The organism is uncultured Ruminobacter sp., from assembly GCA_902764345.1.
In the GTDB taxonomy this organism is placed as follows: Bacteria; Pseudomonadota; Gammaproteobacteria; order Enterobacterales; family Succinivibrionaceae; genus Ruminobacter.
Map to the genome: position 1 here is coordinate 1 of CACWVT010000030.1, position 26,959 is coordinate 26,959.

The 26,959-nt window shown below is 44.1% G+C and carries 14 protein-coding genes; 5 read left to right on the plus strand and 9 right to left on the minus strand.

The genetic code is table 11. From position 1 onward, the window contains the following. Positions 1-77: 77 nt before the first annotated feature. The 3 genes from QZU58_RS06445 to QZU58_RS06455 all read right to left on the minus strand — a co-directional run bounded on the left by QZU58_RS06445 (position 78) and on the right by QZU58_RS06455 (position 6,908). Positions 78-1,751: a transposase gene (locus QZU58_RS06445; protein WP_294495754.1), complete on the minus strand. Its 1,674-nt coding sequence runs from the start codon at positions 1,749-1,751 to the stop codon at positions 78-80. A 2,264-nt stretch (positions 1,752-4,015) separates the two neighbouring features. Beyond that, positions 4,016-6,127 (minus strand): TaqI-like C-terminal specificity domain-containing protein, encoded by a 2,112-nt coding sequence (locus QZU58_RS06450; protein ID WP_294495755.1) that lies wholly within the window; start codon positions 6,125-6,127, stop codon positions 4,016-4,018. Between the two features lie 409 nt (positions 6,128-6,536). Next, positions 6,537-6,908 (minus strand): hypothetical protein, encoded by a 372-nt coding sequence (locus QZU58_RS06455; protein ID WP_294495756.1) that lies wholly within the window; start codon positions 6,906-6,908, stop codon positions 6,537-6,539. A 337-nt stretch (positions 6,909-7,245) separates the two neighbouring features. On the opposite strand from QZU58_RS06455, the gene QZU58_RS06460 reads away from it, so the two are divergent. Then, the gene (locus QZU58_RS06460; RefSeq protein WP_294495757.1) at positions 7,246-10,614 is read left to right on the plus strand and encodes a mechanosensitive ion channel domain-containing protein; all 3,369 of its coding nucleotides are present in this window, start codon (positions 7,246-7,248) and stop codon (positions 10,612-10,614) included. A gap of 290 nt (positions 10,615-10,904) precedes the next feature. Here the strand turns inward: QZU58_RS06460 and QZU58_RS06465 are convergent, their stop codons facing one another. The 3 genes from QZU58_RS06465 to QZU58_RS06475 form a co-directional block, all read right to left on the minus strand. Continuing rightward, positions 10,905-11,735, minus strand: coding sequence for a DNA adenine methylase (locus QZU58_RS06465; RefSeq protein ID WP_294495758.1), 831 nt, complete (start codon positions 11,733-11,735; stop codon positions 10,905-10,907). Positions 11,736-11,758: 23 nt separating this feature from the next. Then, on the minus strand, positions 11,759-12,019 hold the full coding sequence (locus QZU58_RS06470) for a TIGR03905 family TSCPD domain-containing protein (RefSeq protein WP_294463017.1): 261 nt from the start codon (positions 12,017-12,019) through the stop codon (positions 11,759-11,761). A 380-nt stretch (positions 12,020-12,399) separates the two neighbouring features. After that, positions 12,400-13,584: a pyridoxal phosphate-dependent aminotransferase gene (locus tag QZU58_RS06475; RefSeq protein WP_294495759.1), complete on the minus strand. Its 1,185-nt coding sequence runs from the start codon at positions 13,582-13,584 to the stop codon at positions 12,400-12,402. 188 nt (positions 13,585-13,772) lie between these two features. On the opposite strand from QZU58_RS06475, the gene rimO reads away from it, so the two are divergent. Further along, positions 13,773-15,089 carry a 30S ribosomal protein S12 methylthiotransferase RimO gene (gene rimO, locus QZU58_RS06480; protein WP_294495760.1) on the plus strand — a complete coding sequence of 439 codons (1,317 nt, stop codon included), beginning with the start codon at positions 13,773-13,775 and terminating at the stop codon, positions 15,087-15,089. Positions 15,090-15,254: 165 nt separating this feature from the next. On the opposite strand, the gene QZU58_RS06485 is transcribed toward rimO, so the two are convergent. After that, the gene (locus QZU58_RS06485; RefSeq protein WP_294460831.1) at positions 15,255-18,662 is read right to left on the minus strand and encodes a tetratricopeptide repeat-containing diguanylate cyclase; all 3,408 of its coding nucleotides are present in this window, start codon (positions 18,660-18,662) and stop codon (positions 15,255-15,257) included. An 856-nt stretch (positions 18,663-19,518) separates the two neighbouring features. Here QZU58_RS06485 and aspS point away from each other — a divergent pair. Together aspS and QZU58_RS06495 are read left to right on the plus strand one after the other, a co-directional pair. Further along, positions 19,519-21,279, plus strand: a complete 1,761-nt coding sequence (aspS, locus tag QZU58_RS06490; RefSeq protein WP_294495763.1) for an aspartate--tRNA ligase — start codon at positions 19,519-19,521, stop codon at positions 21,277-21,279. A gap of 87 nt (positions 21,280-21,366) precedes the next feature. Further along, positions 21,367-22,110, plus strand: a complete 744-nt coding sequence (locus tag QZU58_RS06495; protein ID WP_294460826.1) for a YebC/PmpR family DNA-binding transcriptional regulator — start codon at positions 21,367-21,369, stop codon at positions 22,108-22,110. Between the two features lie 109 nt (positions 22,111-22,219). Here QZU58_RS06495 and QZU58_RS06500 read toward each other — a convergent pair whose 3' ends face one another. Together QZU58_RS06500 and mfd are read right to left on the minus strand one after the other, a co-directional pair. Next, positions 22,220-22,687 (minus strand): hypothetical protein, encoded by a 468-nt coding sequence (locus QZU58_RS06500; RefSeq protein ID WP_294495761.1) that lies wholly within the window; start codon positions 22,685-22,687, stop codon positions 22,220-22,222. Then, a complete protein-coding gene (gene mfd, locus QZU58_RS06505) occupies positions 22,677-26,132 on the minus strand; it encodes a transcription-repair coupling factor (protein ID WP_294495762.1) in 3,456 nt (1,151 codons plus the stop codon). The genes QZU58_RS06500 and mfd overlap by 11 nt, the downstream gene beginning before the upstream one ends. Positions 26,133-26,314: 182 nt before the next feature. On the opposite strand from mfd, the gene QZU58_RS06510 reads away from it, so the two are divergent. Further along, positions 26,315-26,791 carry a (deoxy)nucleoside triphosphate pyrophosphohydrolase gene (locus QZU58_RS06510; protein WP_294460817.1) on the plus strand — a complete coding sequence of 159 codons (477 nt, stop codon included), beginning with the start codon at positions 26,315-26,317 and terminating at the stop codon, positions 26,789-26,791. The last annotated feature ends 168 nt before the right edge of the window (positions 26,792-26,959 follow it).

Consider the following 26,959-nt stretch of genomic DNA (forward strand, 5'->3'; position numbering starts at 1 on the left):
CCCATATTTTGAACAAATTTCTGTAACTATGGGTTAAGTCAAAATCCCCAACTTAAGTTAGAGTTGGGGATTTCTATTTATTCTTCAGACTCTACTGCAGAATCTTCCTCATACTCTATATTTGTTTCAGGCTCTGGTAACGGAATATCTAATCCTTCATACAGTTCTTTCTTCTTCCCGACAATTTCAGAGAAATAACCGCCTTCAGGAAATACAGTCTGAGTAATGTTAGACAGTGAAGACATTATCTTTGGTATCGAATCGTAAGGTAACTGAATACCTTTTGCTTCGGCAGTATGAATGCGATGTCTTAACATGCAGAGAATGCTGCATGAAAGGAAGTGTACAAAAATCTTGCCGGGTAGGGTTTTTGATGAGGATACATGCAGTCTTTTTGCCCCCGTGAAATCCTTTAATTTCCTGAAACTCTCTTCAACCTCGTTACGTTCGGTGTAGGCGCGTGAAGCTTCTACAGGATCTTTTATTATGTCAGACAGAAGAATTCTGATTCCCTTGCATAACATGTATTCAGTCTTTTTGACATTGTTGATTACATTCCTTCCTTTAGAATCTTTGGTGACATAGGTTGAAACGAATTCTTCCTCATCCTGAGTTAAGGGTTCAATCCCGGCCTTTTGCTTGTCCAACAGCTCTGCTATTCTGGCTCGAAAGAGATCGTCGGCATCATTTCTGATGTTATGGTCAAGGTATATGTGGACATACATTCTGCCTTTCTCATGTCGGCATCTTTTAGTGTCTTTGTTGAAGTTGCCGGGATAACTCCAGTAAATCTCTTCAGTCATGACATTCTGTTCCAGTTTTCTGTTGTAACTGCAGTCATCAAGCAGATAGGAAAGATTATTGACTATCAGATTTTTGCATATACTGAAGTTGGTCTTCATGTTAAGGATAAAGCTTTGATTGTCCTGATACAGCTTGTGTATATTTTTAACTGAGCCATATCCCTTGTCTGCCACAATTATAGCCCTGCGATTAATTCCCATTCTGGCATATTCTTTAAGCAGATGGTTTACGGTGGATACGTCAGGTGTGGCTCCGGCATAGTGTCTGTAGTAAAGAGGACAACCGGTACGCTGATTAACCAGCATGACCACGTTAATCTGTTTTAGATTATCTCCGTCCTTGTTATGTCCCCATTCAGCGTAATCAAGAGCATCTGAACAAGTTGAAATGGAGGTGGAATCCAAAGCATAGTAAACATTCTCTTGGGATTTTTCCTCCTCTTCTATGCAGTACTCATTAAGTTTTTTCAGAAAACTGTCGATTCTATCCTCGTCTATATGCTGAAGGAATTTAGTTATACTGCTGATACTCAAAGGTCTGTGGAACGGGAGTCGGGTACTTGAGGCAAAGTCTTCATAAAGATACATCGCTTTGTCCGGTTCAATTGTTTTGAAATAGGCCAGTGACAACAGCTTCTGAAAACCATAGTATCTGTCAAATGTTTGGCTTAACGCCCTTGATAAAGGTGTTGATGCAACAATCTGATCAAGCAGCCACGTTGCTCCGGCATGCAACACTTTAAGAGAAGTCGCTCTTCGTATGAACAGGGAATTATCATCCATATCGTCAGCCTGTGATTTGTAACGGGTAAACCTGCCTTTTGATTTTACCTTATCAATAACCCTTGTTGTTTTGAGCTTTTCAAGGATTGGATACTGACTCAAGAACTTCTCAGTCCATTCAATTGTACCTGTAAGCTCTCCTCCTACGATCTTTCCCACAGTCATGGTCTTTCCTTTAACTCTGACCGACATGTGACGTTCGGAATCCCACATTCTTCAAAGAATGGGTATTTACGCAAAACGTAATCAGCAGATTTGCCGAATGTGCGACACGCCTGCACTGTTACGATGTTTTGTACGAAATCAGTTATTTTTATTGATATATTCCATCATTGTTTACGTCATCGGTGCGATAATCCGCAAAAATCGGGCGCGTAATGCGCGAGGAGTCTTTTCCGCAACATCCGGTATGGTGTGGAAGGTAAGTATCAGTCAGGAACGAATGAACTGGATATATGGCGTGGTTTCGGGCGCGTAATGCAAAAAAAAGGTTCGAAATTAAAGGTACCTTTAATATTCGAACCCACAAACATTGCATGTGTGTACTTTAAAAATCATTGCCCGTTTTTACGTCCTGTAAAAAATAAGCTCTGAAGAAAGGAACATCCTGTTCCCAGGCCCGATTCGCTTACATCCATGTATGACGACTGAGCCGGAAGGTGTGAGGCACTGAAACATCCTTGTTTCCCTCAACACCTGTAATTGTAAAAATTAAGGTTGTTCAAAATATTGAACTGTATCACATTATATGGGCATGTAAGCCTTTGTGAGACTTGTAAAAAATGCCGGAGGCCTTGAAAATAAAGGCTTCCGACAAATCCTGTTTCTGTATGCGTATAATTATGATTTTTTTAATGCTCACATTTTATTGGGTAATGTCTTACAAATATGTGCGATATTGTGTAAGACGGCGTTATAAATGGGCGTTTTTGCAGTGTCTGGATATGCCCGGAGTGGAGATGAAATCAGTAGTTTCAGTCCTGGGTATACGGTTGACGTCTGTGGCTGCAGTAAGCATGAATAATGGCGCAGAATCCCGATAAAATGCCTGTAAATGCAGAAGAAAGAATTATCATGGTAACTGCACAGGAAAAACTTTACGGATACCATGCTGGACGAAACAGTTTAGATGCATACTGACCTTTTGGTTATTTCGGAGATGGATTAAAAGCAAAAATGCGGAAAGCTCTGATGACAGTGAAAAAATAATAAACAGAAAAAAAAGAAGGTTCGAAAAAAAATTCATCATGAACTTTCGAACCTTGTGACTTACATGTGTGTGTTTTAAAATCGTCGCTCTGTCTTTTACATCCGTGTAAAATCAAGCGGTGCATTCGGAACATCCTTGTTCCTCAGTCACGCCATGAATACATCCTGTATCTCATCCGTAACCGAAAGTGTTCGAGGTTGCATCTTGCTTTGAGACATCCTTGTCTCCCTCAACAATTGTTATTCTAGAGATTCATGATTTATAAATAATTGATCTGGATCAACAAAAAGCTTGTATTAAAATTTTGTAAGCCTTGTGAGACATGTGTATAAGCATTGAAAATAAAGGGGTTTTGGAATTTTACATGTTAAAAAAGTCAATGATTACGTTTTTTATTATGCTTACATTCTTATGGCAAATGTCTCACAAATGTGTAGGATGTTGCCGTTTTGACGGCTCCATGAATTCAAAAATATATTATTTTTCATGATGAAAAGAACCATATTAAGGATAATTTTATGAAGGTAAACATTACTGCGCTTTTTGGGTAAGATTTTGATAAAAAAGAATATTGTCATACGCAGTCGCATCAGTGCGGCGGAAGGCTGTCGGTATAATTTATGTGATGCAAAAAAAATGTCGGGACATCCTGTCCCGACATGTCTTTAATCTTTTTTACTCTCAACCTAATATTCAACCGAATCCGTTCGATTAATGATAATTAGACGGAACATCCGTGTTCCTAACCGGCATCTTGCCTGTAAACTTCCTGTTATCAGGCATCCTGCCTTTGAGCCCCGGGGCAGCCTCTTGGCAATCAGTGACATCCTGTCTCCCTTGACTTGTATTTATTGTATATATATGAAAATGAAAATTTAATGATTAATGTCACTTTTTAATATTATGAGAGGAACACTGAATTTTGTTTTTTGACGTAAATCGCGTGTTTGCAGGGGTTGCGGAGTTTCGGTCGGAAAATATGGCGAAATTTAAAAACTGTTTTACTCTTACAAGAGTATGGCAAATGTCTCACAAAATGTAGGAATTAATTCAGTTTGTTTCGCTGTTTTACATGGTTTTGGTAAACCTTTTTGTCTTTTGATTCCATTGAACCTTTTTCAGCAGTGTACATGAGCAGTGTACATGGTCTTAGGCCGAAAAACGGGGCAAAATCCGGCCGGATATACCCCGTTCACAAGGATTATGATGAGTAAGTATTTTACGGAGTACTGTCTCCTGCGGTACTTTCAAGAATTACGGCATACTGCTTTCCCGTGAGACCGTAGATTGTGGCTATGCGTCTGTCCAGTTCGTTGTATACGGCTTCACGGTCAGTGTTCTCCATACCGTCCACAACCTGTTTTTCCAGATATGGGGTGGAGTCCGGTCTGAGATTCTCCGCATCGGTCAGTTTCAGGGCCATCTGTTTGATGACGGCCTGATCCTCGGAGCTGATTTCCGGGAAGGGAAACGCTTCAAGATGGGATCTCAGAACCTTGCATGAGTTAAAGTTCTGACTGAAGTAGAACTGCGCAGGTCTTGAGTTTAAGATCGCCAGCACGCAGAAAATGTCCAGAACGGAAAGTTCAGGTATAAGGATGTTTGCGCTGTTAAGCGTCAGAACCTGTCTGTTGTCGTAAGCGAATATAAGACGTTTGTTAATGAATCTGTATATCAGCTTTTCAGGTGCGCGGTAGCAGGCCGTGTCAGCACACTGCTGAAATTTAGCGGGCGTAAATTCAATAAAGTTAAGTCCGGCAGTATAGCCGTATTTACGGATATCGGTACCGCAGATTATGCACTCGCTGCGTTCGCTGCGCGGGGCGGCGGACAGAAGATCCCGATTGTTTCCCGTAACAATGCCCATGGCAAATGTGGCATTATCCTTAAGAGACAGCTTTCCGTTCCTGTTCATGCGGCTGATGATTTCATACTCCGCATCCGTGAGATTGAAACTGAAGTTTTCCGCCTGAACCGGACGCTTTTTGGAAATCGTGAATTTTCTTTTTGGGGTTTTGATGACAAGCCCTTTGGTATTAAAGCCTTTAGCTGTTTTTTTCAGTCTGAGAATTATGGCCGGACACTGAACTCCGTCGAACACATCACCGAGATATTCGATCCCCGTGATGTTGGTTTCCCTCATGATAAGCTCTCTTGCGTTTTGATGGGATTTCACGTTGAGCAGTGATTCCGGTACAACAAACGTCAGTGTCCCGTCAGGTTTGAGCTCTCTGACGGACTCTTCTATGAACAGTTCAAAGGACTCAGGATGGCGGCATTTTTTTGCACATATGAAGTTGTCGCGGATAAATTCTTCCTCTTCATCAGTGAAAATGCTGCCCCATGGCGGATTGCCGATAATGCAGTCGAATTCACCTATTTTGAAGATGCTTGTCAGGTAGTTTGAAACCACAAGGTGTGATTCAAGCATTTCTGCGGAAACCTCAGGGTATTTGAGCCCCATGCTTATTCTGGCAAGCATGATTGCCGTGGCATCAATGTCGTTTCCGTAAATGCTGTTGAACGGAATATCGTCAGGCAGCTGCATCAGAAAGTTTCCGGAACCGCAGCAGGGATCGATGAATGTCTTGTTACGGTAATCTTCCGTTTCCGTAATGCTGTTTACGGCCTTCATGACGATGTCCGTCGGAGTGTAGTAAATGCCGTGGGCTTTTCTCTGTCCCATGTTCCTGCAGGAAATGTACAGAAAACCGAGAGTGTCGCTGCTGTTTTCATGCACAAATCTCTGATTGAAAAGTTCCGGGTAATTGTCAGTGTCAATTAAAGCCTGTGCGATGTTATGAGGCAGCAGAGGTTCCAGCAGTTTGGTGAATTTTCCGAGATTAACCTGACGTTCAAGAACAGCCTTAAGAAGCGGTTTTCCGCTGTTTTCCGCAGCTTTTACCGCTTCGGTTATTTCCGGTGAGGTCTGCTGTCGGATCATTGTTACTGCCGCACTTACAAGGATTGTGCGCAGAAGGTCTTCCGTTATTTCTATTTCATCGTTTATTATGCGGTTTGATATGTTTGCCACCGGTTCTATGTTGGCTGAATATTTAGGCAGATAGGCAACGTAAAGCTTCTGTCCGCCTGTAAGTCTTTTGTTTCTTCTTGTTTTCAGTACACTGTCGTTTTCACGCAGACTTTTTTTCAGCTGTTCAACGTAACTGCGGCTGAAGCCGTTTTCCGTCCTTGTAATTTTACCGAGCTTAAGCCAGTTGTGGCCGGTGGCATAGGTAATTGACAGTTCCCTGCAGAGCTGGATGAGATTAAGGTATTCTTCTTCTGCATTATCTGTTGAAATCAGTTGCTGCGGATATATGTTTTTCATGTACAAAAATAATAAAAATCAGTAATTAAAACAGAATTGACGGCTGACAATACATCGGGATGAGCATTCGGTCCTGCCGGATGAGTGTTCAGCTGAGGTATTGTGGATATGACAGATTCCTGCGCAGTGATAATATATCATCAGTAGAAATTGTTGTACATTTGTAAATACCGTTCAGAGTGACTGAATATTCCAGAAAGACCCCGTACAGGAGGTTTTTCACGGTCTGCGTAACCCGAAGTTTGTCCGTGGCGGTTTATGCACGAAACGGAACTGTATGTATGAGAGGGGAGATAAATGAAAGTCCGCATGATTTTAAACAGATCATGCGGACTTTTTACTGTACCGTCGGACTGAGCCGGAACGGCATAAGGTTGTTCAGGATAGGCCGTACGGGCTGACTTGACGATTATTCCCGGTTACACGGGTTGAAGAAGATGTATGAGGTCTTGTGGCGCTGCAGGCGCTCGCTGTAAATGCAGAAGGGAATTTCAGTGTTGTCCTTTTCCAGGACAGCAATGCTTTCGTAGCATTTTCCACCGCTTTTGAGTTTGCTGTCAAAATACTGCTGGCAGTCACTTTCATTACCGATTTTTACCAGATTTTTCAGTTCTTTAACCCTGACGTCACTGCCTTTTTCCTCCAGCATTTCGTTTATGGATTCTTTGGCGTAATAGGCAAGTCCGGAATCAGTATGATTGATATAAAGCAGGTATGCTTTTCTTCCGATTAGAACCATGGCAACTGCTAAAGCCAGGAATTTGATCAGTTTGTATTTCATTTTTATTTTCCTGAATGTCTTTGTAAAAAGCTGATTTGATATTTATTCAATAATTTTAAGTTTGCGTTTCTTATAAATACATCTGAATATCATTGACGATACATGATGCCTTTTATAAGAGATTTATAATTAGTGTTTTATGTATCAAATGAAGAAATTTTAGTTGTCACTTACGGCTTTGTCAACATTACGCCGTTCCATTGGTAAAGGTTGCCGTTCAGGCTGAAAAACGGATCGTTGACGTGAACAGTAATTCTGCAGTTTACTGCATGATGATTTTATTGTTTAAATCCGATAGAATATCACTCGTGTGTCAGAGGATTGATGAGCTGTTATCATGAAAGTTTTTAAGTTATTTGCATTTCTCGGTATTCTTCTTTTTGCTTCGTCAGTGGCAATGGCATCAGTCGTGGAGAAGATTGATGAAAATGATCCGTCAAAAATCGGTGTTTCCGTAACGGAAATTGAAAACAGAATAAAAGCTTTAAATGTCAAGGAAAAGGACGGAACCATCGGTTCTGAGGAAAAGGAGAGTCTTGAAGATTATCTCAGCATTGTCGAAAGCAATAAGATTATTGTTGAGAGCAGTGAAAAATTCAAGCGGTTTGAAGGTTTTGTCAATCTTGACCTTAACAACAATAAGTTCCTGACCGAGCATAATGAGTTCTTCAAGGAGCTGGAGAAGGACAGGAACAGCCTTAAAAACATAACCGGTCAGGATCTGGTGCTGCTTATAGCAAAATACACCGCAAACAGAGACAAATTCAACGCTTCATACAACAAGTTTAAAACATACCACGATAATTCAAGTTCATATATCAAGGATTCGACGGCAAAGGTCGGTGAACTGTCAAACCTGATCCTTGAAAACAATATAAAGCTCAAAGAGGTTGATGCCTCAATCAATGAATCAAAAGCCCTGAGTCTCAAGGCTCTCAACGCAAGATACACGGCGGAGATTAACTTTATTCAGTTCGTTCTTAACAACAGTGAGATTTCATATAAGAACATAACATTCATCCTCGGCCTGAAGCAGGAAACGGCGGAAGAATGTACCAGATTTCTCGATGGCCTTAACGTCATTCAGAACGAACTCAGAAAAACGGAACTTCAGGAAACCAAGGAAATGGTGGATGAGATCGTCAGGAACTCCGGCGAACATCCTGCACTTACAATTCTTTCCAGGGAAAATAATGAACTTCAGAGTCTCATAGAAGAGGTAAATGAGGAAAACGACGAGTTAACTGAAGACAACAACCGCTTAAATCAGCTTATTGATGAGGCCAAAAAGTTCGATTCGGACATAGACAACCAGATTCATTATTTCAAAGGGTCTTTCTATCTGGCAAAGATTCTGTCGGATCCGTCAAACGTTTATAAAAAATTCAGCATGCCTGAAAATTTCCTGGACAGAACCTCTGAAAGGCAGATGCTTCAGTATACCAACAAAACCAAGATGGATAATATTGAAGCCTTCAACAGGCAGATACACACTGATTTTGCCGAGGATTTTAAAAATAATCCTGAACTGAAGGATCTTGTGGAAAGAAACATAACCATAAGGGAAAAACTCATCAAGGAGCTGAACACTCTGCTGAATAATTACACCAGAAATGCAATCAATCTGCAGATTAATCATGAGAACTATACAAAGATACAGGATTCTCTGAGATTAAAAACAGATAATGCCATGTTCTGGAATCCGTCAAATTCACGCATCTCCAAGAGGTGGTTTAAGGATCTGAGGGAAAAGAGGGCCAACGGTGAGCTTTTTTATGAAAAGATCGTCAGAGCCGTTACAGTCAGATATCCTGCCCTGTCACGTATTGTGCATATCATAATTGCACTGCTGACTTATCTTATGGTGTCATATTTCGGCGGGTTGCTCGGACGCAAAAAGGAAGAACTGCTCAAGGTGGCCAACAAGGTCTCCAAGACAGGCTACATGGACACGTTTACATGTCTTTTTGCTGACCTGATGCGCAGCCTTAAATTCTCCGTTATGACCTTCATTATCGGTTACGTAATAGTAAGCATTACGGGTTTTTCCGATGTGTCCATGGAAAATGCGAACATCTACAGCGCCATGGTCTATGTGGTGCTGTCACTTTCCGGACTTGTGGGCATTTCAATATTTTTCAGCCTGGTATACTCAGAAAACGGCATAAATGAGAAGCTGTTCGGCATCCCGTATAACAAGAAGATACACAAGAGCTTTATAAGAATATTTTCGGTAATCTGCTTCATAGGTGTTATCGTCTTATGGAGATCCTTCTATCCCAAGATGTTTTCCGACGATTATCTCGGGCAGTTCATTACCATGGTTTTCTCGGCATATCTTGCGTACGAGTTTCTGTACATGTTTGCGGTTAACTACAATAATCCGGAATTCCTGCTGCGTAAGAGATTTGTGCTTGCCATAGCCGTTGTCACCTGTGTGTCCCTGGTGGTAATTACCTATCTCGGATATTATTATTCCAGCGTGCGCATTTATGAAAAATTCATCTTTTCCCTGTACATCGTCCTGATTTACGATCTGCTCAGAAGTCTTGTAAAGCGTACCATTAAGGTGGCCGGCAACAAGATTAGATTAAGGCAGAAGATGGAGGAGCTTGAACAGAGCCGTAAGAAATCCGAAACTGAAAACGGCGGCAGTGATGAACATGCCGATACCTTTGATAGCATTGATGACTATATTTTTGACAAGTCATCGGTAATGAACACGTTCAAAATCAGTGAACAGGCCGTCAGCATTATCGATAACATATTCATACTCCTTCTGGTTATCATTCTGTACCGCATATGGGGTGATCTGCTGACCGTAACCAGTTATCTGAAGAATTATATTCTTTACAAGGTTGGTTCAGGTGATGCCGGCAGGGCCATAACTCTGTTTGACCTGATGCTGGTGTTCTATAACATTGTGCTGGCAACGGTTCTCGTCAAGAATCTGCCGGGTGCCATTCAGGTATTTATCCTCAACAGATTCGCATCCCTGCAGCAGTACAGCTATTCGGTTACCACGATTATTTCATATCTGCTGATAGCATTCAGCGTTCTGTTCTGTGCCTCAAGTCTCGGCATAGGGTGGGATAAGGTACAGTGGCTTGTAGCAGCGTTATCCGTAGGTCTGGGTTTCGGTCTGCAGGAAATATTCGCCAACTTTATATCCGGTCTTATCATTCTGTTTGAAAGACCGGTAAGAATTGGTGACATCATAACCATAAATGATCACAGCGGTACCGTTTCAAAGATAAGGATCAGAGCAACCACCATCGTGGATTTTGATCTCAAGGAATACGTAATTCCTAACCGTTCTCTCATAACCAGTGCCTTAACCAACTGGACCCTGAGAGATACCGTGACCAGAGTAGTTATCAAAATAGGTGTGGGCTACGGTTCCGATATTGATAAGGTCAGGACACTTCTTTATGAAATTGCCGAAAGAAATCCGTACGTGGTTAAAGTTCCTAATCCTAAGGTCTACTTCATGGACTTCGGTGAAAGCAACCTGAATATTGATTTCTATCTCTATACCAGTAAGATTTCCGACAGGTATCCGTGCATAGATTCAATAAATTCGGATATCTTTAAGACATTCAAGAAGAATGATATTGAAATTGCGTTCAACCAGCTTGATATCTTCGTTAAAAACATGAAAGACGGTAATGAGGTAAAACTGGAGAGTCGCGATCTGAAAAAGTAATGTCTGAAAGCAATGCTTTTTCTTAAGGCCCCGCTGCAGCGGGGCCGGTGGAAGCCGCGGATAAATGCAGTCTTAAAATGGACGTATTTATCTGCGGTTTCATTCTGTTTTAAGTATGAAGATGGGAAAGGGATAACGAAAAGTCCACCACGCAGACGTACTTTTCCAACGATATTTTTCTTACATATAAAATTATGAAATCAGTAAAAAATCCGGGCAGAAGCCCGGATTTTCATTTGAATGTTCTGCTGCCGTAATTGTGGGAAGAGGTGCGTCAGAAGCAGTCGGTATCAGTAATTTGTGATTATTACTTCTCTGCCCGTGCGTTTGGAGGCATCACGGTTGATTGATCTTTTTACGTCAATGCTTTCAATCCTGAATCCCCAGTAGAGTTCGTGAACCATGGGAACGTCATGGTTGCTGAGCATGACCTTAACGCCTTTCTCTGTCAGTTTCTGGGCAAGGCTCGCAAGTCTTACATGGTCGTCACAGGAGAAACCGTCTTTTGTATAATCGGTAAAATTTGCCGTATCGCTTACCGGAACGTAGGGAGAGTCAAAGTAAACAAAATCACCCTTCTGTACGCCTTCACAGGCGGCTTCAAAATCACCGGAACGAATGTCCACGTCTGCATTCTGCAGATACTTACCTATGTTAATAAGATTCTGCTCATCAAAAGAAGCACCGGTTACCTTATTGTTGTACGGGACATTGAAGAGGCCTTTCGAATTTACACGGTAAAGGCCGTTAAAGCAGTGCTTGTTTATCCAGATCATGAGTGCCGCGCATTCGGCATCGTTCTTCTGCATCTTGATTTTTTCATTATAGATACGGCGTTTTTCAAGATAAATGTCTGCGCTGCATGGTTCCGCATCCAGAATTCTGAGAGCCTCGGTTACGGCACCGGCATCATTCTTCAGCTGACGGTATACGTTTATAAGCTGAGTATTGGTGTCGTTAATGACGGCTCTTTCAGGCTGAAATCCGAACAGTACGGCACCGCCGCCGATAAAGGGTTCGTAGTATCTGTTGCAGTTTTCAGGTATTCTTTCACAGAGTCTGTCCAGAAGCTGTTTTTTGCCTCCGGCCCATTTGACAAAAGGGGTTATTTCCAATTTCATCTGCTGAGTAACTGTATTCCGGATTAAAGACCGTTCAGGGCAAAAGCCACTGCTCTGGCAAGCTGATCCGCACATGAGGTTGGTTTGTTGCCGCAGGTGTTGCCTGAGCATTTTTCCACAACATCCTCGCCCTTCATGCCCTTAACGAATTTTGAAATCATTTTTAAATTTCCCGGGCATCCTCCTAAAAAGACAACGTTGTCCAGAGTATGAGTGGTTTCATCAATGTCAAAGGAAATGATCTTGGCACAGGTGCCTTCGGTACGATAGTCGATATGTTTCATATATAAATCCGGTAAAGTAATAATCCGAGACAGTCTTTTTATCGGTATTTTTCTCCCGAAATCAGAAGACTGCGGCAACTAAGATGTAAAAAAATATCACTTATGAAGTGCTTTGGCTGATTTTATCATTTTTGGTTCCGTGAAGTAATAAATACGATAATATTGCATCATTGTTTTTTTGACGGAACAGGGGTTTATGACATGTCAGCTTATTTTGACTGTTCGCAGTAACGTTTCTTCCGGAGAACCGTGTACTTACGACGTTCGGTTCGGATGTCCATGAAGAAAGGCCGATTTCACTGTCTGAAATCGGCCTTCGTAAATAAACTTAAGTGTCTTCAGCACTTAAGCAGATCCTGAGCTGGTTGTCAGCTTTACTGCTATTTGTAGCTTTCAGCCAGAGCCTTGAATGCAGACATTGCATTTTTTATGGTTTCGGCTGATACGCAGTAGGCAATACGTACATAGCCGGGACAGCCGAAGTCATCGCTTGGTACAAGTAACAGGTCGTACTTTCTTGCTCTCATGCAGAAGCTGTTTGCATCTTCTTCAAGACACTTTACAAACAGGTAGAAAGCTCCGTCAGGACGAACGCATTCGTATCCGAGTTCAGAAAGTCCGTTATAGATGAGATCTCTGTTTGCCGCATACTTGCTAAGATCTGAAGTCAGCGGAGCACATTTGGTAATAACGTGCTGGAACATGGCAGGAGCGCATATAAAGCCGAGTGAGCGGCCGGCACCGCAGACTGCGGCATACATTTTCTGCCAGTCAGGCATAACATCGGGTACAAGGATGTAGCCTATACGTTCACCGGGGAGTGAAAGTCCTTTACTGTATGAGTAGCAGATGATTGAGTTGCGGTAATAATGAGTGATGAACGGAGGCTTGCAGCCGTAGGTGATTTCACGGTAAGGTTCATCGGAAATGATGTAGATAGGGTGGTTGTATTCCTGACTCTTCTTTTCGAGGATTGCGGCCAGTTCCTTAATCTGTTCCTCACTGTAAACAACACCGGTAGGGTTGTTTGGAGAATTGAGGATAACTGCAACGGTCTTTTCGTTAATCATGCGTTCAAAAGCATCAAGGTTAAGGTCAAGCTTAGGGAAAGAGGCCGGAACCACCTTGATCTGTGCTCCCATTGATTCGATGAATACGCGATATTCGGTAAAGAACGGAGCAAATACCATTACGTTCTGATCGTCGGCATCGATGATTGATCTGAGGGAAATGGTCAGTGAGGCTGCGGCACCGCAGGTAAGGTACACGTTGTTGCCGGAGAAGGAAGTGTTGAATCTTCTGTTCAGGTCATCGGCAATTGCCTGTCTGGCATTTGGATCGCCCTGAGCAGAGGTGTATCCGTGTACGGCTGTTGAAGGATGAACCTCAAGAAGTTCCCTGATTCGTTCAGTTACCGCTTCAGGAGATTCAACGCTTGGATTTCCGATACTGAAGTCGAAGACTTTGTCTTCGCCGATTTCAGCCTTTCTCTTTTTGCCGTATTCGAAAATTTCTCTAATAACACTGCGACGTGAGCCGAGTTCATACATTTTACTGTTTATCATAATGGACCTCTTTTAAACTTTTGCATATTTTACTCCTGTTGACCGAAAAATACATCCGTTTGCAGGCATTGAGGTTATACGATTTTGGGCTGATGACGTGAACGGAAGGATCGGATGCCTGAGTATTTTTAGGAAAATTTTCAAATTAATGTATAATGGCGGCTGACTAAACAAAGGATGTACAAAATATGACTTCTGCAAACATAAAAATCGGTTTTATTTCCCTGGGCTGTCCTAAGAATCTCGTTGATTCACAGAACATAATAACTCTTTTGATGGAATCCGGATATGAGGTCAGTGATACTTATGAGGGAGCTGATGCCGTAGTAATCAATACATGCGGTTTTATTGAGTCATCAGTTACGGAATCCATGGATGTCATCGGTGAGGCTCTGGAAAACTGCAAGAAGATTGTTGTGACCGGATGCCTAGGTCCGAGAAAGGAATATATTCTGGAACATTATCCTCAGGTTGCCGCCGTGAGCGGTCCGCACAGTCCGAGACAGGTGCTTCACGACATAAATGCACTGTTTCCGGAACACCGTGCATGTTCACTTTTTAAAATTCCGGAAGGCGGAATTCTTCTCACTCCTCCGCATTATGCGTATCTGAAGATTTCCGAGGGATGTTCACACCGCTGCAGTTTCTGTGTTATTCCAAAAATCAGGGGAGACCTGGAGTCGTTTTCTCCTGAATATATACTGAAACAGGCTGAAGCATATGTTAAGAGAGGGGTGAAGGAGCTTCTTGTTGTGGCTCAGGATACCTCCGCATTCGGTGTTGACAAAAAGTATCCCGCCTTCAGAAATTATGAACGCGGAGATCTTTACGCACTTACCAGAGAACTCGGTAAACTCGGAGTGTGGCAGCGCGTTCATTATGCCTATCCTTATCCGCATGTCGAAAAGCTGGTTGAGCAGATGGCTGAAGGGCTGGTTCTTCCGTACATGGATGTTCCGATGCAGCATGTCAACAAGAGAATTCTCGGTCTCATGAAAAGACCAGGGTCACATGAAAGACATCTGGAAACCATCAGAAAGTGGCGCTCCATCTGTCCTGATCTGACCATCCGTTCAACCTTTATAGTCGGTTTCCCGGGTGAAACCGAAGAGGAATTCAGCGAGCTTCTTGATTTTATCAGAGAAGCCAGACTTAACAGAGTCGGCTGCTTTACCTACAGTAATATCCTTAACGCTGATGCCAACGAGCTGCCGGGACAGATTCCGGAAGAGGTTAAGCAGGAACGTTATGACCGATTCATGACACTTCAGCAGCAGATTTCGGCAGAACTTTTGGAAGCCAAAATCGGTTCCGATGTTGATGTCATTATCGATGAGGTGAGTGAACAGGGCATCGTGGGCCGAACCAAGGGGGATGCTCCGGAGATTGACGGTGTTATATTCCTCCATCAGAATGATAATTTCTCTCCGGTCGGAGTCGGTGACATTGTAAAGGTCAGAGTTACGGCAAGTGATGAGTATGATCTTGAAGGTGACATTCTGTAGACCGGCATGTCGGTGATGATTGAGTTCCCTTATTGCCGCAGGTAAAGCTTCACGGTATTTGGGTAAGATGAAGGAAGGCCGGAGTCTCTTTGCGTGACTCCGGCCTTCTGATTACATGTCATGCTTTTCCATGTCCGGGATGTTTTTCTTTCCGTTGACGGATATTTACCTGTTTGATTCCATGATTACGCCGTCGGCCTCATGGGTCATGTTCTTGAAGTTAAGAACCTTGCCCTTTCCGGTTCGCTTAACCTCATACAGGGCAGCATCAGCATTTGTAAGCAGATCCGATTCGGTGAACGGTTTAGGCAGACTGCTGCTGTCCATAACGCCGATGGAGCATGACAGATAGTAGCGCTCAGGAAGGTTGTCCACCGTGGTGTGCAGGAATTCTTCAATTTCCTTCTTGTAGCCGTTTTTCTTTTTCAGGGTGTTGAGAACCACGGTCATGCGTTTTTCCGCTTCGTCAGCGTTGCAGTCCTTCATGAGGAACAGGAATTCGTCACCGCCCCAGCGGCACACAATGTCATTCTGTCCCTTGAGACTGTTAAGCAGCTCGGCGAACCATACCAGCAGCTTGTCGCCGATTTCGTGACCGAGATTGTCGTTGTAGTACTTGAAGTTATCAAGGTCGATGAAACCGAGCGCAATATTGCTTGTTGCCGGCAGGTTGGCAATAAGCTTGGTAATAATGCGGTTGAACTCCATTCTGTTATACAGGCCCGTGAGCATGTCGGTAGTACTTACCTTGATGAGTTCATTACGCTGGAGAATCATGATGAGCTGGCTTGAAAGCTGCTGCGATATCATGGTAATGGAATCATGTTCCTCCTCATAATTGCTTCTCAAGGCCTTGTCAAAGCTGAACAGAAGCATCTGGCCGAAAACCTCGGTGCGGTCAATGAGAGGGTAAATCATCACCCTGTGTACCTTGTCCGGGCCGATGGTGATATCGGTCATTTCAGTAAATTCCTTGGTTATGTGGGAATTTATGAATTTCTCAATCTTTTTGAATGAGAAATTAGGTTGAATCTTTGATGAGTTGAATTCGTATATCAGTGAAGAGGTGTTCTTTTCCTGAGAAACGAAGTAAATCATGCCGCCGTTTATGTTGAAGTGTGAGGACAGCAGTCGCAGTGTTTCCGCTGCAAGCTGTCTGTATGAGTCAACGCTCAGGCTGAAGTTGTGCAGCATGGAAATCAGACGCATTTCGTGAACCTGCTTCCACAGGGTGTTGACCTTGTGTTCCTGTCTGACGAGCTGAATGATCTGATTCAGTTCGTTCATAGGCACTTCAATGACGGAGTAGCCTTCATAAGGCTTGAAGTTAAGTTTCCAGCAGTTGATTATCAGCTTCTGGCTGTTGAACAGCTGATTCTTGATGGCGTATGAATAACCTTCCTTGAGATATCTGAATCTTGATTCGTAATCATTGTATTCAGTGAAGATTTTCATGGCTGTCATGTAGAACAGAATGTTTTCCTTCGGCGTCAGGGTTCCGAGCTTCTGGAAGCTGCGAATCTGTGCAAAAAGTTCAAGAGCCTGTTTTTTCTGCTTGTTCTTTACGTGAACAATTGTCTGAATCAGGTTGTAGAGGAACAGTTCGCTGCCTACGAGAGGAATGTCATTGCTGATGTTTGCACTTCTTCTCAGCATCTGTTCTGCCAGATTAACCTTGTCAAGGTAGGTATATACCAGAGCCTTTGACAGGTAGATGTGGTGAATGTTGTGGAACGGCAGTCTGGTTGTCTTGAGGATGGTCAGTATTTCCTGAAGAATGTCCAGAGTTGACAGTGATTCCTTGAACAGACCGCTCAGCATGTACAGCTGTGCAATATTGTATATGGTAATTGTTATTTCCGAGTAGTCGTTCAGATTTATGGAGTTGCGCAGGGCCTTCATGTAGTATTCATGAGCCTTCGGGTAGTCCTCGGTTTCATTGAGAACGAAGCCGATGGAGTTATATACGTGCGTGAGCTCTACCGGAACCTCAATCTGATAGTACTGCTCCTCGGAAAGTCTGTATGCATGCAGTGCGTCCGGGTATCTGCCGAGGCTGAACAGCACCACGCCCTTGCAGTGGTTTGCAGCCGCGATTTCATGCTTTATTCCGGCTCTGCTTGCCAGGGTTATGGCCTTGTTGCACATATCCAGTGCAATGTTCATGTTCAGATTCTGCGGATCAAGACATACCTGGGCAAAGATGTTGCGGAGTACGTAAATCTCTTCCTTAACCAGGTCAAATTTTTCCAGATTGTCAATCAGCGTGCAGATGTTGTGATATCCGTATTTTATGCCTGCACGGTCATAGGCAACGAACAGACAGAAATTGGAAATTACGACTAGGCGCATGTTCATGCTGATTTCACCCAGATGGGCTGCCATCTCGGCAAAATGCAGAACGGATTCGAAGTCCGATCTGAAAATATGGGTGTAGGCAAGCTCTATGTACGAGTTGCAGGCATCATCGGTATTGTTGTTATACTGAGCCTTTTCGTACATGAGGTCAAAGGCTATCAGCGCATCCTCATATTCATGCTTGTAGAGTCTGGCTCTTCCCAGAAGGTGGTATATGAGTTCCTCGTTCTTGAAACGTCTGCCCTTGCTGAATCTTATTTCCTGAATCAGGGAGTTGGCAATCTCAATCACTTCGTCATAGCATAGGTAGTTAAAGAGAATGCCGCAACGTTCAACGGCGTCTTCAAATGACAGAATCGGCTTGGCCTGATAATTCATTTTCGGCCAGGAGTTGTCTGCCTGAGTTCCCTTGTAGTCTGAATCAGCAGGGCGGATAAGGGCAAAATAGCGCTCTATGTCTCCTTCAATTTCCAGCCATTTGGCAGGAGTTGTGGCATTGAGCAGATTTTCAGGATTGAAGGAAATAAGAAGAATGCAGTTGGGAGAATCCAGAAGCTCCTGTTCCTCTTCCTGATTGTTGTCCGTATATGCGGAGAACATGTTCATTGAACGTCTGCGACGCTGCTCTTCCCGCAGTTTTATTGCCTTCTTCTGCATTTCATTCAGGGACTGTTCCCTGATTGAATAGATATAGGTTGAATCTCCGGTGTTGGTCTTCAGAATGTCAATGAGAAATCTGATGGAGCTCGGTCCGGCATACTGCAGGTTGCAGATGCATACCGGAATCGGATCGTTTCCGCTGAGAAGATGGTGAAGCAGGGTCTGAATGTGCTTTCTGATTCGCAGCTTGATGTACTCGATGTCAGAAGGCATGTAGTATTCTTTGATGTCAAAACGGTTCTGCAGCATGGAATTGAGCATGTTGGACTCAAATTTGCCCAGTTTCAGCAGCTTTGACACCTGAGTAAGTTCTATCTTGTGTCTGGAGAGCAGTTCGTTTATCAGATAAAGAATCGGTGACAGTGGAGCAAAATAATCTTCAGGGGTCAGCTGGATTTTTATCGGATTACTGATTCCCTTTTTTTCGCACAGAATATTGAAGTCATTACGAACCTCGGCCTGATTATCGTGAGAGACCGCTATGGTTTGTATTTCTTTATTCTTTAAGTTCTGCAGATAAGCCTGCTCTAATGCTCTGCGTAAATATAGTGACACTTTTGATTACTTATGTTTTATTAACTGAAAAACAAAATGGTAAATCCGCCGTCATCGATTTCAGCCTGCAGGCAGAAACCAGATAACCTAAATTCCCGTCATCCGTAAACGGTCTGACATGATTATAAAAGTTTATTTTATTATATTAAACTTCCGGCTGGATTATTGTTGAACCAACCGCAAAAACATTTGTATATTCGTGCATCCGCACTCTTTCCGACCTTGTAGGAAACACGTAACCGGCCTTTGGAAAAAACGTGCCGTGTTGATGTTCGGACAGGACATTTTTCAGTCCTGATTCCGGAAAAAACAGGGAAAACGGAACAACGCACGGACATGACGTTTTTCCGTCAGTGTCTTTTAACGTGCATCAGTACTTCAGACTCCGTCCGGAACCTTGATTTTTTCGTGTTTTTTATCGGAAATAAAAACAATTCATTTTATACCTAATTTTGCATTAATGTTTAACGGATTGTGGTGAATTGAGATGTTTGTTCGAAAAAAATACATTCCTGTGCAGATCTGAATAATTAAAGAATGTACATATGTGTATCGGGGCCGGTATTTCGGATATTCGGGCGGACCGTCATGACGGTATTACTGCAGTCGTGAAACAAGGTCTCGGCAGGTCCCGTTTTGTCAGTCATACTGCTGTATTTTGCGGCATGTTTGTTGCTTCTGATGTTTCTGCACTCAGGCTGAACCGGTTTTTGGTAAATCTGTTCTGCTAAAAGTGTGTAAGATCTTCGCTGATTGTTGTATAATACGCCGATCTTTTATTTTTTATTCCCGAATTCTAATTTTGTTTACCTTTCCGACAGCATAAGGAAGGGGAGAAAGAGGTATTTCTATGTCTATGCGCTCAATTTATTGCGGTGACGTTAGTGAGTCTCAGCTGGAGCAGAAGGTTGTATTATGCGGCTGGGTAAATCGCCGCAGAGATTTAGGTGGCCTTATTTTTATCGATATGCGTGACAGAGCCGGTATCGTTCAGGTTTGTTTCGATCCTGACCAGAAGGAATCTCATGAACTCGCTTCAACGCTTCGTAATGAGTGCTGCATCAAGGTTACCGGTATTGTTAAGGCAAGACCGGATAATCAGGTTAATGCAAACATGAAGACCGGTAAGGTCGAAGTAATGGCAACCGAACTTGAAATCATCAATCGTTCAGAACCTCTGCCGCTCGACTTTAACCAGGAAAATGCTGAAGAACTCCGTCTGAAGTTCAGATACATTGACTTAAGACGTCCAGAGATGCTTGAACGTTTCAAGGTTCGTGCAGCAATTACCAGTTACGTTAGAAACTTCATGGACAGCCACAACTTCCTTGATGTTGAAACCCCAATGCTTACAAAGGCAACTCCGGAAGGAGCACGTGACTATCTCGTTCCAAGCCGTATTCATCACGGTAAGTTCTACGCTCTGCCTCAGTCTCCGCAGCTCTTCAAGCAGCTGCTCATGATGTCAGGATTTGACAGATACTACCAGATTGTTAAGTGTTTCCGCGACGAGGACCTCAGAGCCGACCGTCAGCCTGAATTTACTCAGATCGATGTTGAAACCTCATTCATGACTGCCAAGGACGTTCAGGAAATCATGGAAGAGATGATTACCGGTCTCTGGAAGAAGATTCTTAACGTTGATCTCGGCAAGTTCCCTGTTATGACCTGGGATGAAGCCATGAGAAGATACGGTTCTGATAAGCCGGATCTGCGCATCAAGGCTGAGATGGTTGATATCGCCGATCTGGTTAAGGACTGTGAGTTCTCAGTATTCAACGGTCCGGCAAATTCACCTAAGGGCCGTGTCGTAGCACTCTGCATGCAGGGCGGTGCCGAAAAGACTACCAGAAAGGTTATTGATGAATACACCAAGCACGTTGCACTTTACGGTGCAAAGGGCCTTGCATGGATGAAGGTAAATGCCGTAAATGAAGGTGTTGCCGGAGTTCAGTCTCCTATCGCCAAGTTCCTTAATGACGACATTGTTAACGGCATTCTTTCCAGAACCGGAGCCGCAGCAGGGGACATCATTTTCTTCGGCGCCGACAGCGACGGTCTTGTAGTATCAACCGCAATCGGAGCTCTCAGACTTAAGGCCGCAAGAGACTTAGGTCTTGTAGGTGAAGGCTTCAGGGCTTTATGGGTTGTTGACTTCCCTATGTTTGAAAAGAATCAGGACGGTTCAATTGCGGCAATGCATCATCCGTTTACCGCACCTAAGACCACCAATCCGGAAGATCTTAAGAATGATCCGTACTCAGTATATGCCGATGCGTACGACATGGTAATCAACGGCTATGAAGTAGGCGGCGGTTCAGTTCGTATTCACAGAAATGAAATGCAGCAGGCCGTATTCTCTGTTCTCGGCATAAATGATAAGGAACAGAAGGAAAAATTCGGCTTCCTGCTTGAAGCTCTTAAGTACGGTACTCCTCCACATGCAGGTCTGGCATTCGGTTTAGACCGTCTGACCATGCTGCTTACCGGTACCGATAATATCCGTGACGTTATTGCATTCCCTAAGACCACTGCTGCAGCATGTCTCATGACGGATGCTCCAAGCTTCGCTGCGGATGAAGCACTTAACGAGCTTTCAATCAGCGTTAAGGAATAATTAAAGATTTTTTTGTTCGGCGGGCCTTTAGGTGTTATCCCCTGATTTTTAAAAGGTCCGCATTAAGAGATATTCAGGAGAAATTAAATGTCAGGTCATAGTAAATGGGCTAATATCCGTTTCCGTAAAGCCGCTCAGGATGCCAAGCGCGGTAAAGTATTTACCAAGCTCATCCGTGAAATCACCACTGCTGCCCGTATCGGCGGCGGTGATCAGAATGCCAACCCTCGTTTACGTGCAGCTGTTGCCAGCGCATTATCACAGAACATGACCCGTGATACCGTAAACAGAGCAATTGAACGCGGTACCGGCGGCGGTGACGGTGTTGAACTCGAAACCATCGTGTATGAAGGTTACGGTCCTTGCGGCAGTGCCTTCATGGTTGAATGCATGACTGATAACCGTAACCGTACCGTTTCCGACGTTCGTCACGGTTTTACCAAGTTCGGCGGTAACCTCGGTACCAGCGGTTCAGTTGCCTACCTCTTCACCAAGAAGGGTATCATCACTTTTGATGAAGGCGATGAAGACCAGATCATGGAAGTTGCGCTCGAAGCAGGTGCTGACGACGTTATCACCAATGATGACGGTTCAATTGAAATCAATACCACCCCTGAAAACTTCGGTGCCGTACTTGATGCTGTTGAAGCTGCAGGCCTCAAGCATTCCAATGCTCAGGTAACCATGGTTGCTTCAACCGATGCTGACGTTGACATGGATCATGCCGAAACCTTCATGAAGCTCGTTGATTACCTCGAAGATCTTGATGATGTTCAGGAAGTTTATCACAACGGCGTAATGAGTGATGAAGTTGCCGCTTCTTTAGGTTAATCGCTTAAATTCATACTTACTCTTTAATGAAAAAAGATTCGGCCGTTCGGCCGAATCTTTTTTTTTCTTTTATCATCAAATCCGTGTGAGTGTTCTTAACCGGATGAGCTTAATTTAATTTCGGAACGGGAAGATTCCCCGTAATGTCAGCGTCCAACGTCTGGGTATTTACTTCGTCAGGGTCTACGTTCTCCTGAGGTACTACCCTCATCAGTTTGAACTCGGTAATGTTGAATCTGCCGCCGCTGTATTCCAGCTTGCAGATGAATGAAAGATTGTCATCAGCGCTTTCTGCGTTTCCTACAATGGTAAAGAGGTCGTTGCCGCTGACGCTTTTGGCCTCACGACGATCCGTTGTCTTCTTTTTGTAGGTGTCTCCCAGTCTGAGCCCGAGAATGGCCATGCAGTTTTTTTCCGCCAGGGACATGGCGTTTATCTGCTTGTCGCCGGAGACTTCAGCCTTGCCTGCTGCGTTTTCTGTTACTGCTGCCGCTTTAGTGGATGATGCTTCCGCCTGAGTCAGAGTCATTGCGGTCATCAGGAGAATGCCTGCAGTTTTCAACAGCTTATTTTTCATAATGAGCATCCATTTCTGTCAGTATGTTTTGTATTTGTTTAATTCTTTCGTCAGGTTCCTGACGGCTTTCAACGATGCGCAGTTTTGACGTACCGTCCAATCGGAATTCATTACTGCGTTCGAGAACCAGAGACCTGAGATAGTCAAAATTAACGTGTATTCTATCACCAAATTCAATTGAACCGTATTTGCTGTTCATTTCTATGGATTTTACTCCCAATTTCTGTGATAAAAGCTTTAATTTCGTCAGTGTAATGATGTTTCTGGCTTCCGGTTTCAGTGGTCCGAAACGGTCTACGACTTCAGCCTGAACGTCATCAATCTCTTCGTTGTTATGGCATGAGGCAAGTTTCTTGTACAGCTGAAGTCTGCTGCTGATGTCATAGATATAGGTTTCAGGGAAGAGGGCCGGTATGTGCAGTTCAATGCTGACCTCATGATGACTCATGTTCTCAAGCGTAGGTTCCTTTCCTTCCCTCAGCTGTTCGACTGCAGCGTCAAGCATGTCCATGTAGAGATTAAATCCGATGCCTTCTATCTGTCCGGACTGCTCGTCACCGAGAATTTCTCCGGCACCGCGTATTTCAAGATCCTGATTGGCAAGAATAAATCCTGAGCCGAGTTCCTCAAGAGAGGAAATGGCTTCCAGCCTTTTCTTTGCATCATTGGAAAGAGATCCGGCAGGCGGAGTCAGAAGGTAGGCGTATGCCTGGTGGTGTGAGCGTCCTACGCGGCCGCGCAGCTGATGGAGCTGTGCAAGACCGAATCTGTCAGCCCCTTCGATTATTATGGTATTGGCAGTTGGAACATCAAGTCCGGTTTCTATAATGGTTGAGCAGACCAGTACATTGATGCGCTGACGATAGAAGTCATGCATAATTCTGCTGAGCTCGTGCTGATGCATCTGGGCATGTGCTACCGCAATCTTTGCGTCAGGAACAAGTTCGGCAAGTTTTTCGGCCGTAATGTTGATGCTCTTTACGTCGTTATGCAGATAATAGCACTGTCCGCCGCGCTTGAGTTCGCGGGATATGGCTTCCCTGATGATTGAATCACTGTTTTCGTGAACGAAAGTTCTGACGGCGAGTCTTTTTGCCGGAGGTGTGGCTATAATTGACAGATCCCTGATACCGCTTAATGACATGTTAAGCGTTCTCGGAATCGGCGTGGCGGTCATTGTCAGAATGTCCACCTCTGCTCTGAGTTCCTTGATTTTCTCCTTCTGGGATACTCCGAAGCGATGTTCCTCATCAATGATGAGAAGTCCCAGATTTTTATACTTGATGTTCTTTCCGAGAAGCTTGTGCGTGCCGATTATGATGTCAGCACTTCCGTCGGCAATGCGGTTGAGAATGTCCTTTTCTGTTTTGGAGGAATTAAAGCGGCTGAGGCATTCGATAACCAGCGGAGTTCTGGCAAATCTGTCCCTGAAGCTTTCGTAATGCTGATCGGCAAGCAGCGTTGTTGGAACCAGAATAACCACCTGTCTTCCTGAAGATGCGGCGATGAAGGCTGCACGCATGGCCACTTCCGTTTTGCCGAAGCCCACGTCACCGCAGACAAGTCTGTCCATCGGTTTGTCACTGCACATGTCGCTGATGACGGAATCAATCGCCTTCTGCTGATCTTCTGTCGGCTGAAACTTAAATCCGGAGGCAAAATCGGCATATTCACTCTTATCAATGGTGTACTTAATGCCGTGTTTCATCTTTCTCTTGGCGTAGATATCAAGAAGGGAGGCGGCCACGTCCCTGATTTTTGAGGCTGCACGGTCACGAGCCTTCTTCCAAGCGTCTGTTCCGAGCTTTGTAAGCTTTACTTCCTCCGGTCCGCTGTATCTTGAAAGCAGATAGAGTGAGGTGATTGGAATAAACATTTTTGCATCGTCGGCATAGTTAAGAGACACAAATTCTGTTTTTATGCCGTCAATTGTCAGAACCTTCAGTCCTTCGTAGGCCCCGATGCCGAACTGTTCATGTACGATTCTGTCACCTATTTTCAGCTCCGCCAGATTCTTGATTATCGCATCCTGATTGAAGTTACGGTTGCGTCTGCTGCGACTGCGACGGGTGACGGAGGCGGTACCCAGCAGTTCATTTTCGGTAATTACGGCAATTTTGCCGTTGAATATTGCTCCTGAACTGACGGGGGCTACAGTTACGGCAAACTTTTGCGTGCCTTCCAGAAATTCGGCAAAAGATTCAGCTTCAGCATACTTAATTCTGTTATGCAGTAAATCATAAAGGATGGATTTACGTCCTTCAGTCTCAACGGTCAGCAGTGTTCTGCCCTTAAAACCGTTAAGAAATTCAATAAAAGGCTCAAACGGCTCATCGAGCGACTGATTTAAGGCGAGCGGCGGAAGCTTCTGTGTCCCCGCATTGACCGCATTGCGCGGAGCTTCATCACTGTCGGTGAACAGACGGTAGGTGTCGTATCCTGCTGCCTGTGCCCTGAGTTTTTCCAGGGTAAGGAAAAGCATGTCCGGTTTCAGGCTCGGATGCTCAGGATTACCCAGAAATCTTCCGGCACGATCCGTAACGTCACGGTAGAAACCTTCTGCTGACGGGGTAAGATCCTCCATCAGTACCAGAACCGCATTTTCCTGCAGGTAACTGAAGAGGCTTACGGGTTCTTCCTTAAAGAACAGAGGCATGTAGTATTCAATGCCTGAAGGAACGCTGTGCTTTGATACGCTCTGGTAGATCAGGTGATTAGGCAGGGTTGACGTGGAAAACTGTTCCCTGTAGTTTGCACGGAACAGGGATATGGAACTGTCATCAAATGGAAATTCATGTGCTGGCAGTAGCTTGATTTCCGGAACAGTCTTTATGGATCTCTGAGTTTCAACGTCAAAAATGCTGATGGTGTCGATTTCATCATCAAAGAAATCTATGCGGTACGGGTGATTGCTACCCATCGGAAACAGGTCGATGATTGAGCCTCTGGTGGTGAATTCTCCATGTTCAAAAACCTGCTGTACAGAGTAGTATCCGGCGTCAGTGAGTCGTTTTTTGAGTGCCGGAATATCTACCTTGTCTCCGGTTTTCATCAGAAAGGATTCACGCAGAATGAATTCGACAGGAGGCAGTTTGCCCATCAGGGTGGTTATGTTGACTATGACAACCAGCCCCTTGCGGCAGGTCAGCTGATACATGATTTCCAGTCGTCTGGATATTATGTCCTTATGCGGGGAAAAACTGTCGTACGGAAGAGTTTCCGGATCCGGAAAATACCATACCCTTTCTTTTCCGATGAAATATATCAGTTCCTGTTCGAGAACCGTTGCCTCCTGAATGTTTCGTGTTACTACCAAAACGTTTCTGTCTTCATTCTTTGCCAGCTCGGCAATGATTAATGAGGAGGCACAGCCGTTGATATCCTTAATGTTTTTCTTATGGCCGGTACCGGTCATCTGGAGGTTGATATCGATAATGTTCTGCATAAACTGTTCTTTGGACGGATTGTTTTCAGATTAGGGATGCTGATAATGTATTCCTGCTGCATCCGGGCCTGAAATGAATTGCGTGAATTTGTGGATCCGGATTTGTTCTGGCAGGTTACGCGTAAAATGGTAAAATGCCGGAAAACACCGAATTATTTTATCATGAAAACGGAAATACAACCATGAATAACAGTACGTGCGGAATGATGACGGAAGAGGGAAAGGAACAGCCGGAAAATGTGAAAACAGGACTTCCTGTTCTTGATGTTACCACCGGGCTTCTTCTGCGGGACGGAAAGTTTTTCTGCGGCAGACGCAGAAAGGGTATGTCCATGGCGGGAAAATGGGAATTTCCCGGCGGAAAAATTGAACCCGGGGAAACAGCCGGGAGATGTGTGGTAAGGGAACTGGCTGAGGAACTTCATGTTTCTGCAGCCGTGCTGGCATCTCTCGGAATAATCGAGCACGATTATGATGATTTCAGAATAAGACTTCATGTTTTTATCTGTGAGATAACCGACGGCTCTGAGCCAGTGAGTGAAGAACATACCGAGGCATCATGGCGCACCGTAGGTGAACTTGAGAATCTCGGATGGGACGAATGCGACATACGGATATTTCCGAGACTTAAGCGTTGGCTGGCCGAGCGCGGAGAGTGAGTCCCGCAGGCTGAGACAGTCCCCGTCGGCAGTGTCCTGTCTTATGACTGATTTTGCTGTGGCAGATAAAACCCTAACTCCGCAGATCATAGTTTCTAATTTTTGATTTGCTTCTTTGGGTAAGGTATGCCGAACAAGTCGAAGAGATCTCTGGTTTTTTTAGGGATC

Bases quoted from the DNA above. Each gene is read 5' to 3' on its own strand.
- QZU58_RS06445 (WP_294495754.1), bottom strand. From the start codon at position 1,751: ATGACTGTGGGAAAGATCGTAGGAGGAGAGCTTACAGGTACAATTGAA.
- QZU58_RS06450 (WP_294495755.1), bottom strand. From the start codon at position 6,127: ATGAAAAACATATATCCGCAGCAACTGATTTCAACAGATAATGCAGAA.
- QZU58_RS06455 (WP_294495756.1), bottom strand. From the start codon at position 6,908: ATGAAATACAAACTGATCAAATTCCTGGCTTTAGCAGTTGCCATGGTT.
- QZU58_RS06460 (WP_294495757.1), top strand. From the start codon at position 7,246: ATGAAAGTTTTTAAGTTATTTGCATTTCTCGGTATTCTTCTTTTTGCT.
- QZU58_RS06465 (WP_294495758.1), bottom strand. From the start codon at position 11,735: ATGAAATTGGAAATAACCCCTTTTGTCAAATGGGCCGGAGGCAAAAAA.
- QZU58_RS06470 (WP_294463017.1), bottom strand. From the start codon at position 12,019: ATGAAACATATCGACTATCGTACCGAAGGCACCTGTGCCAAGATCATT.
- QZU58_RS06475 (WP_294495759.1), bottom strand. From the start codon at position 13,584: ATGATAAACAGTAAAATGTATGAACTCGGCTCACGTCGCAGTGTTATT.
- rimO (WP_294495760.1), top strand. From the start codon at position 13,773: ATGACTTCTGCAAACATAAAAATCGGTTTTATTTCCCTGGGCTGTCCT.
- aspS (WP_294495763.1), top strand. From the start codon at position 19,519: ATGCGCTCAATTTATTGCGGTGACGTTAGTGAGTCTCAGCTGGAGCAG.
- QZU58_RS06495 (WP_294460826.1), top strand. From the start codon at position 21,367: ATGTCAGGTCATAGTAAATGGGCTAATATCCGTTTCCGTAAAGCCGCT.
- QZU58_RS06500 (WP_294495761.1), bottom strand. From the start codon at position 22,687: ATGAAAAATAAGCTGTTGAAAACTGCAGGCATTCTCCTGATGACCGCA.
- mfd (WP_294495762.1), bottom strand. From the start codon at position 26,132: ATGCAGAACATTATCGATATCAACCTCCAGATGACCGGTACCGGCCAT.
- QZU58_RS06510 (WP_294460817.1), top strand. From the start codon at position 26,315: ATGAATAACAGTACGTGCGGAATGATGACGGAAGAGGGAAAGGAACAG.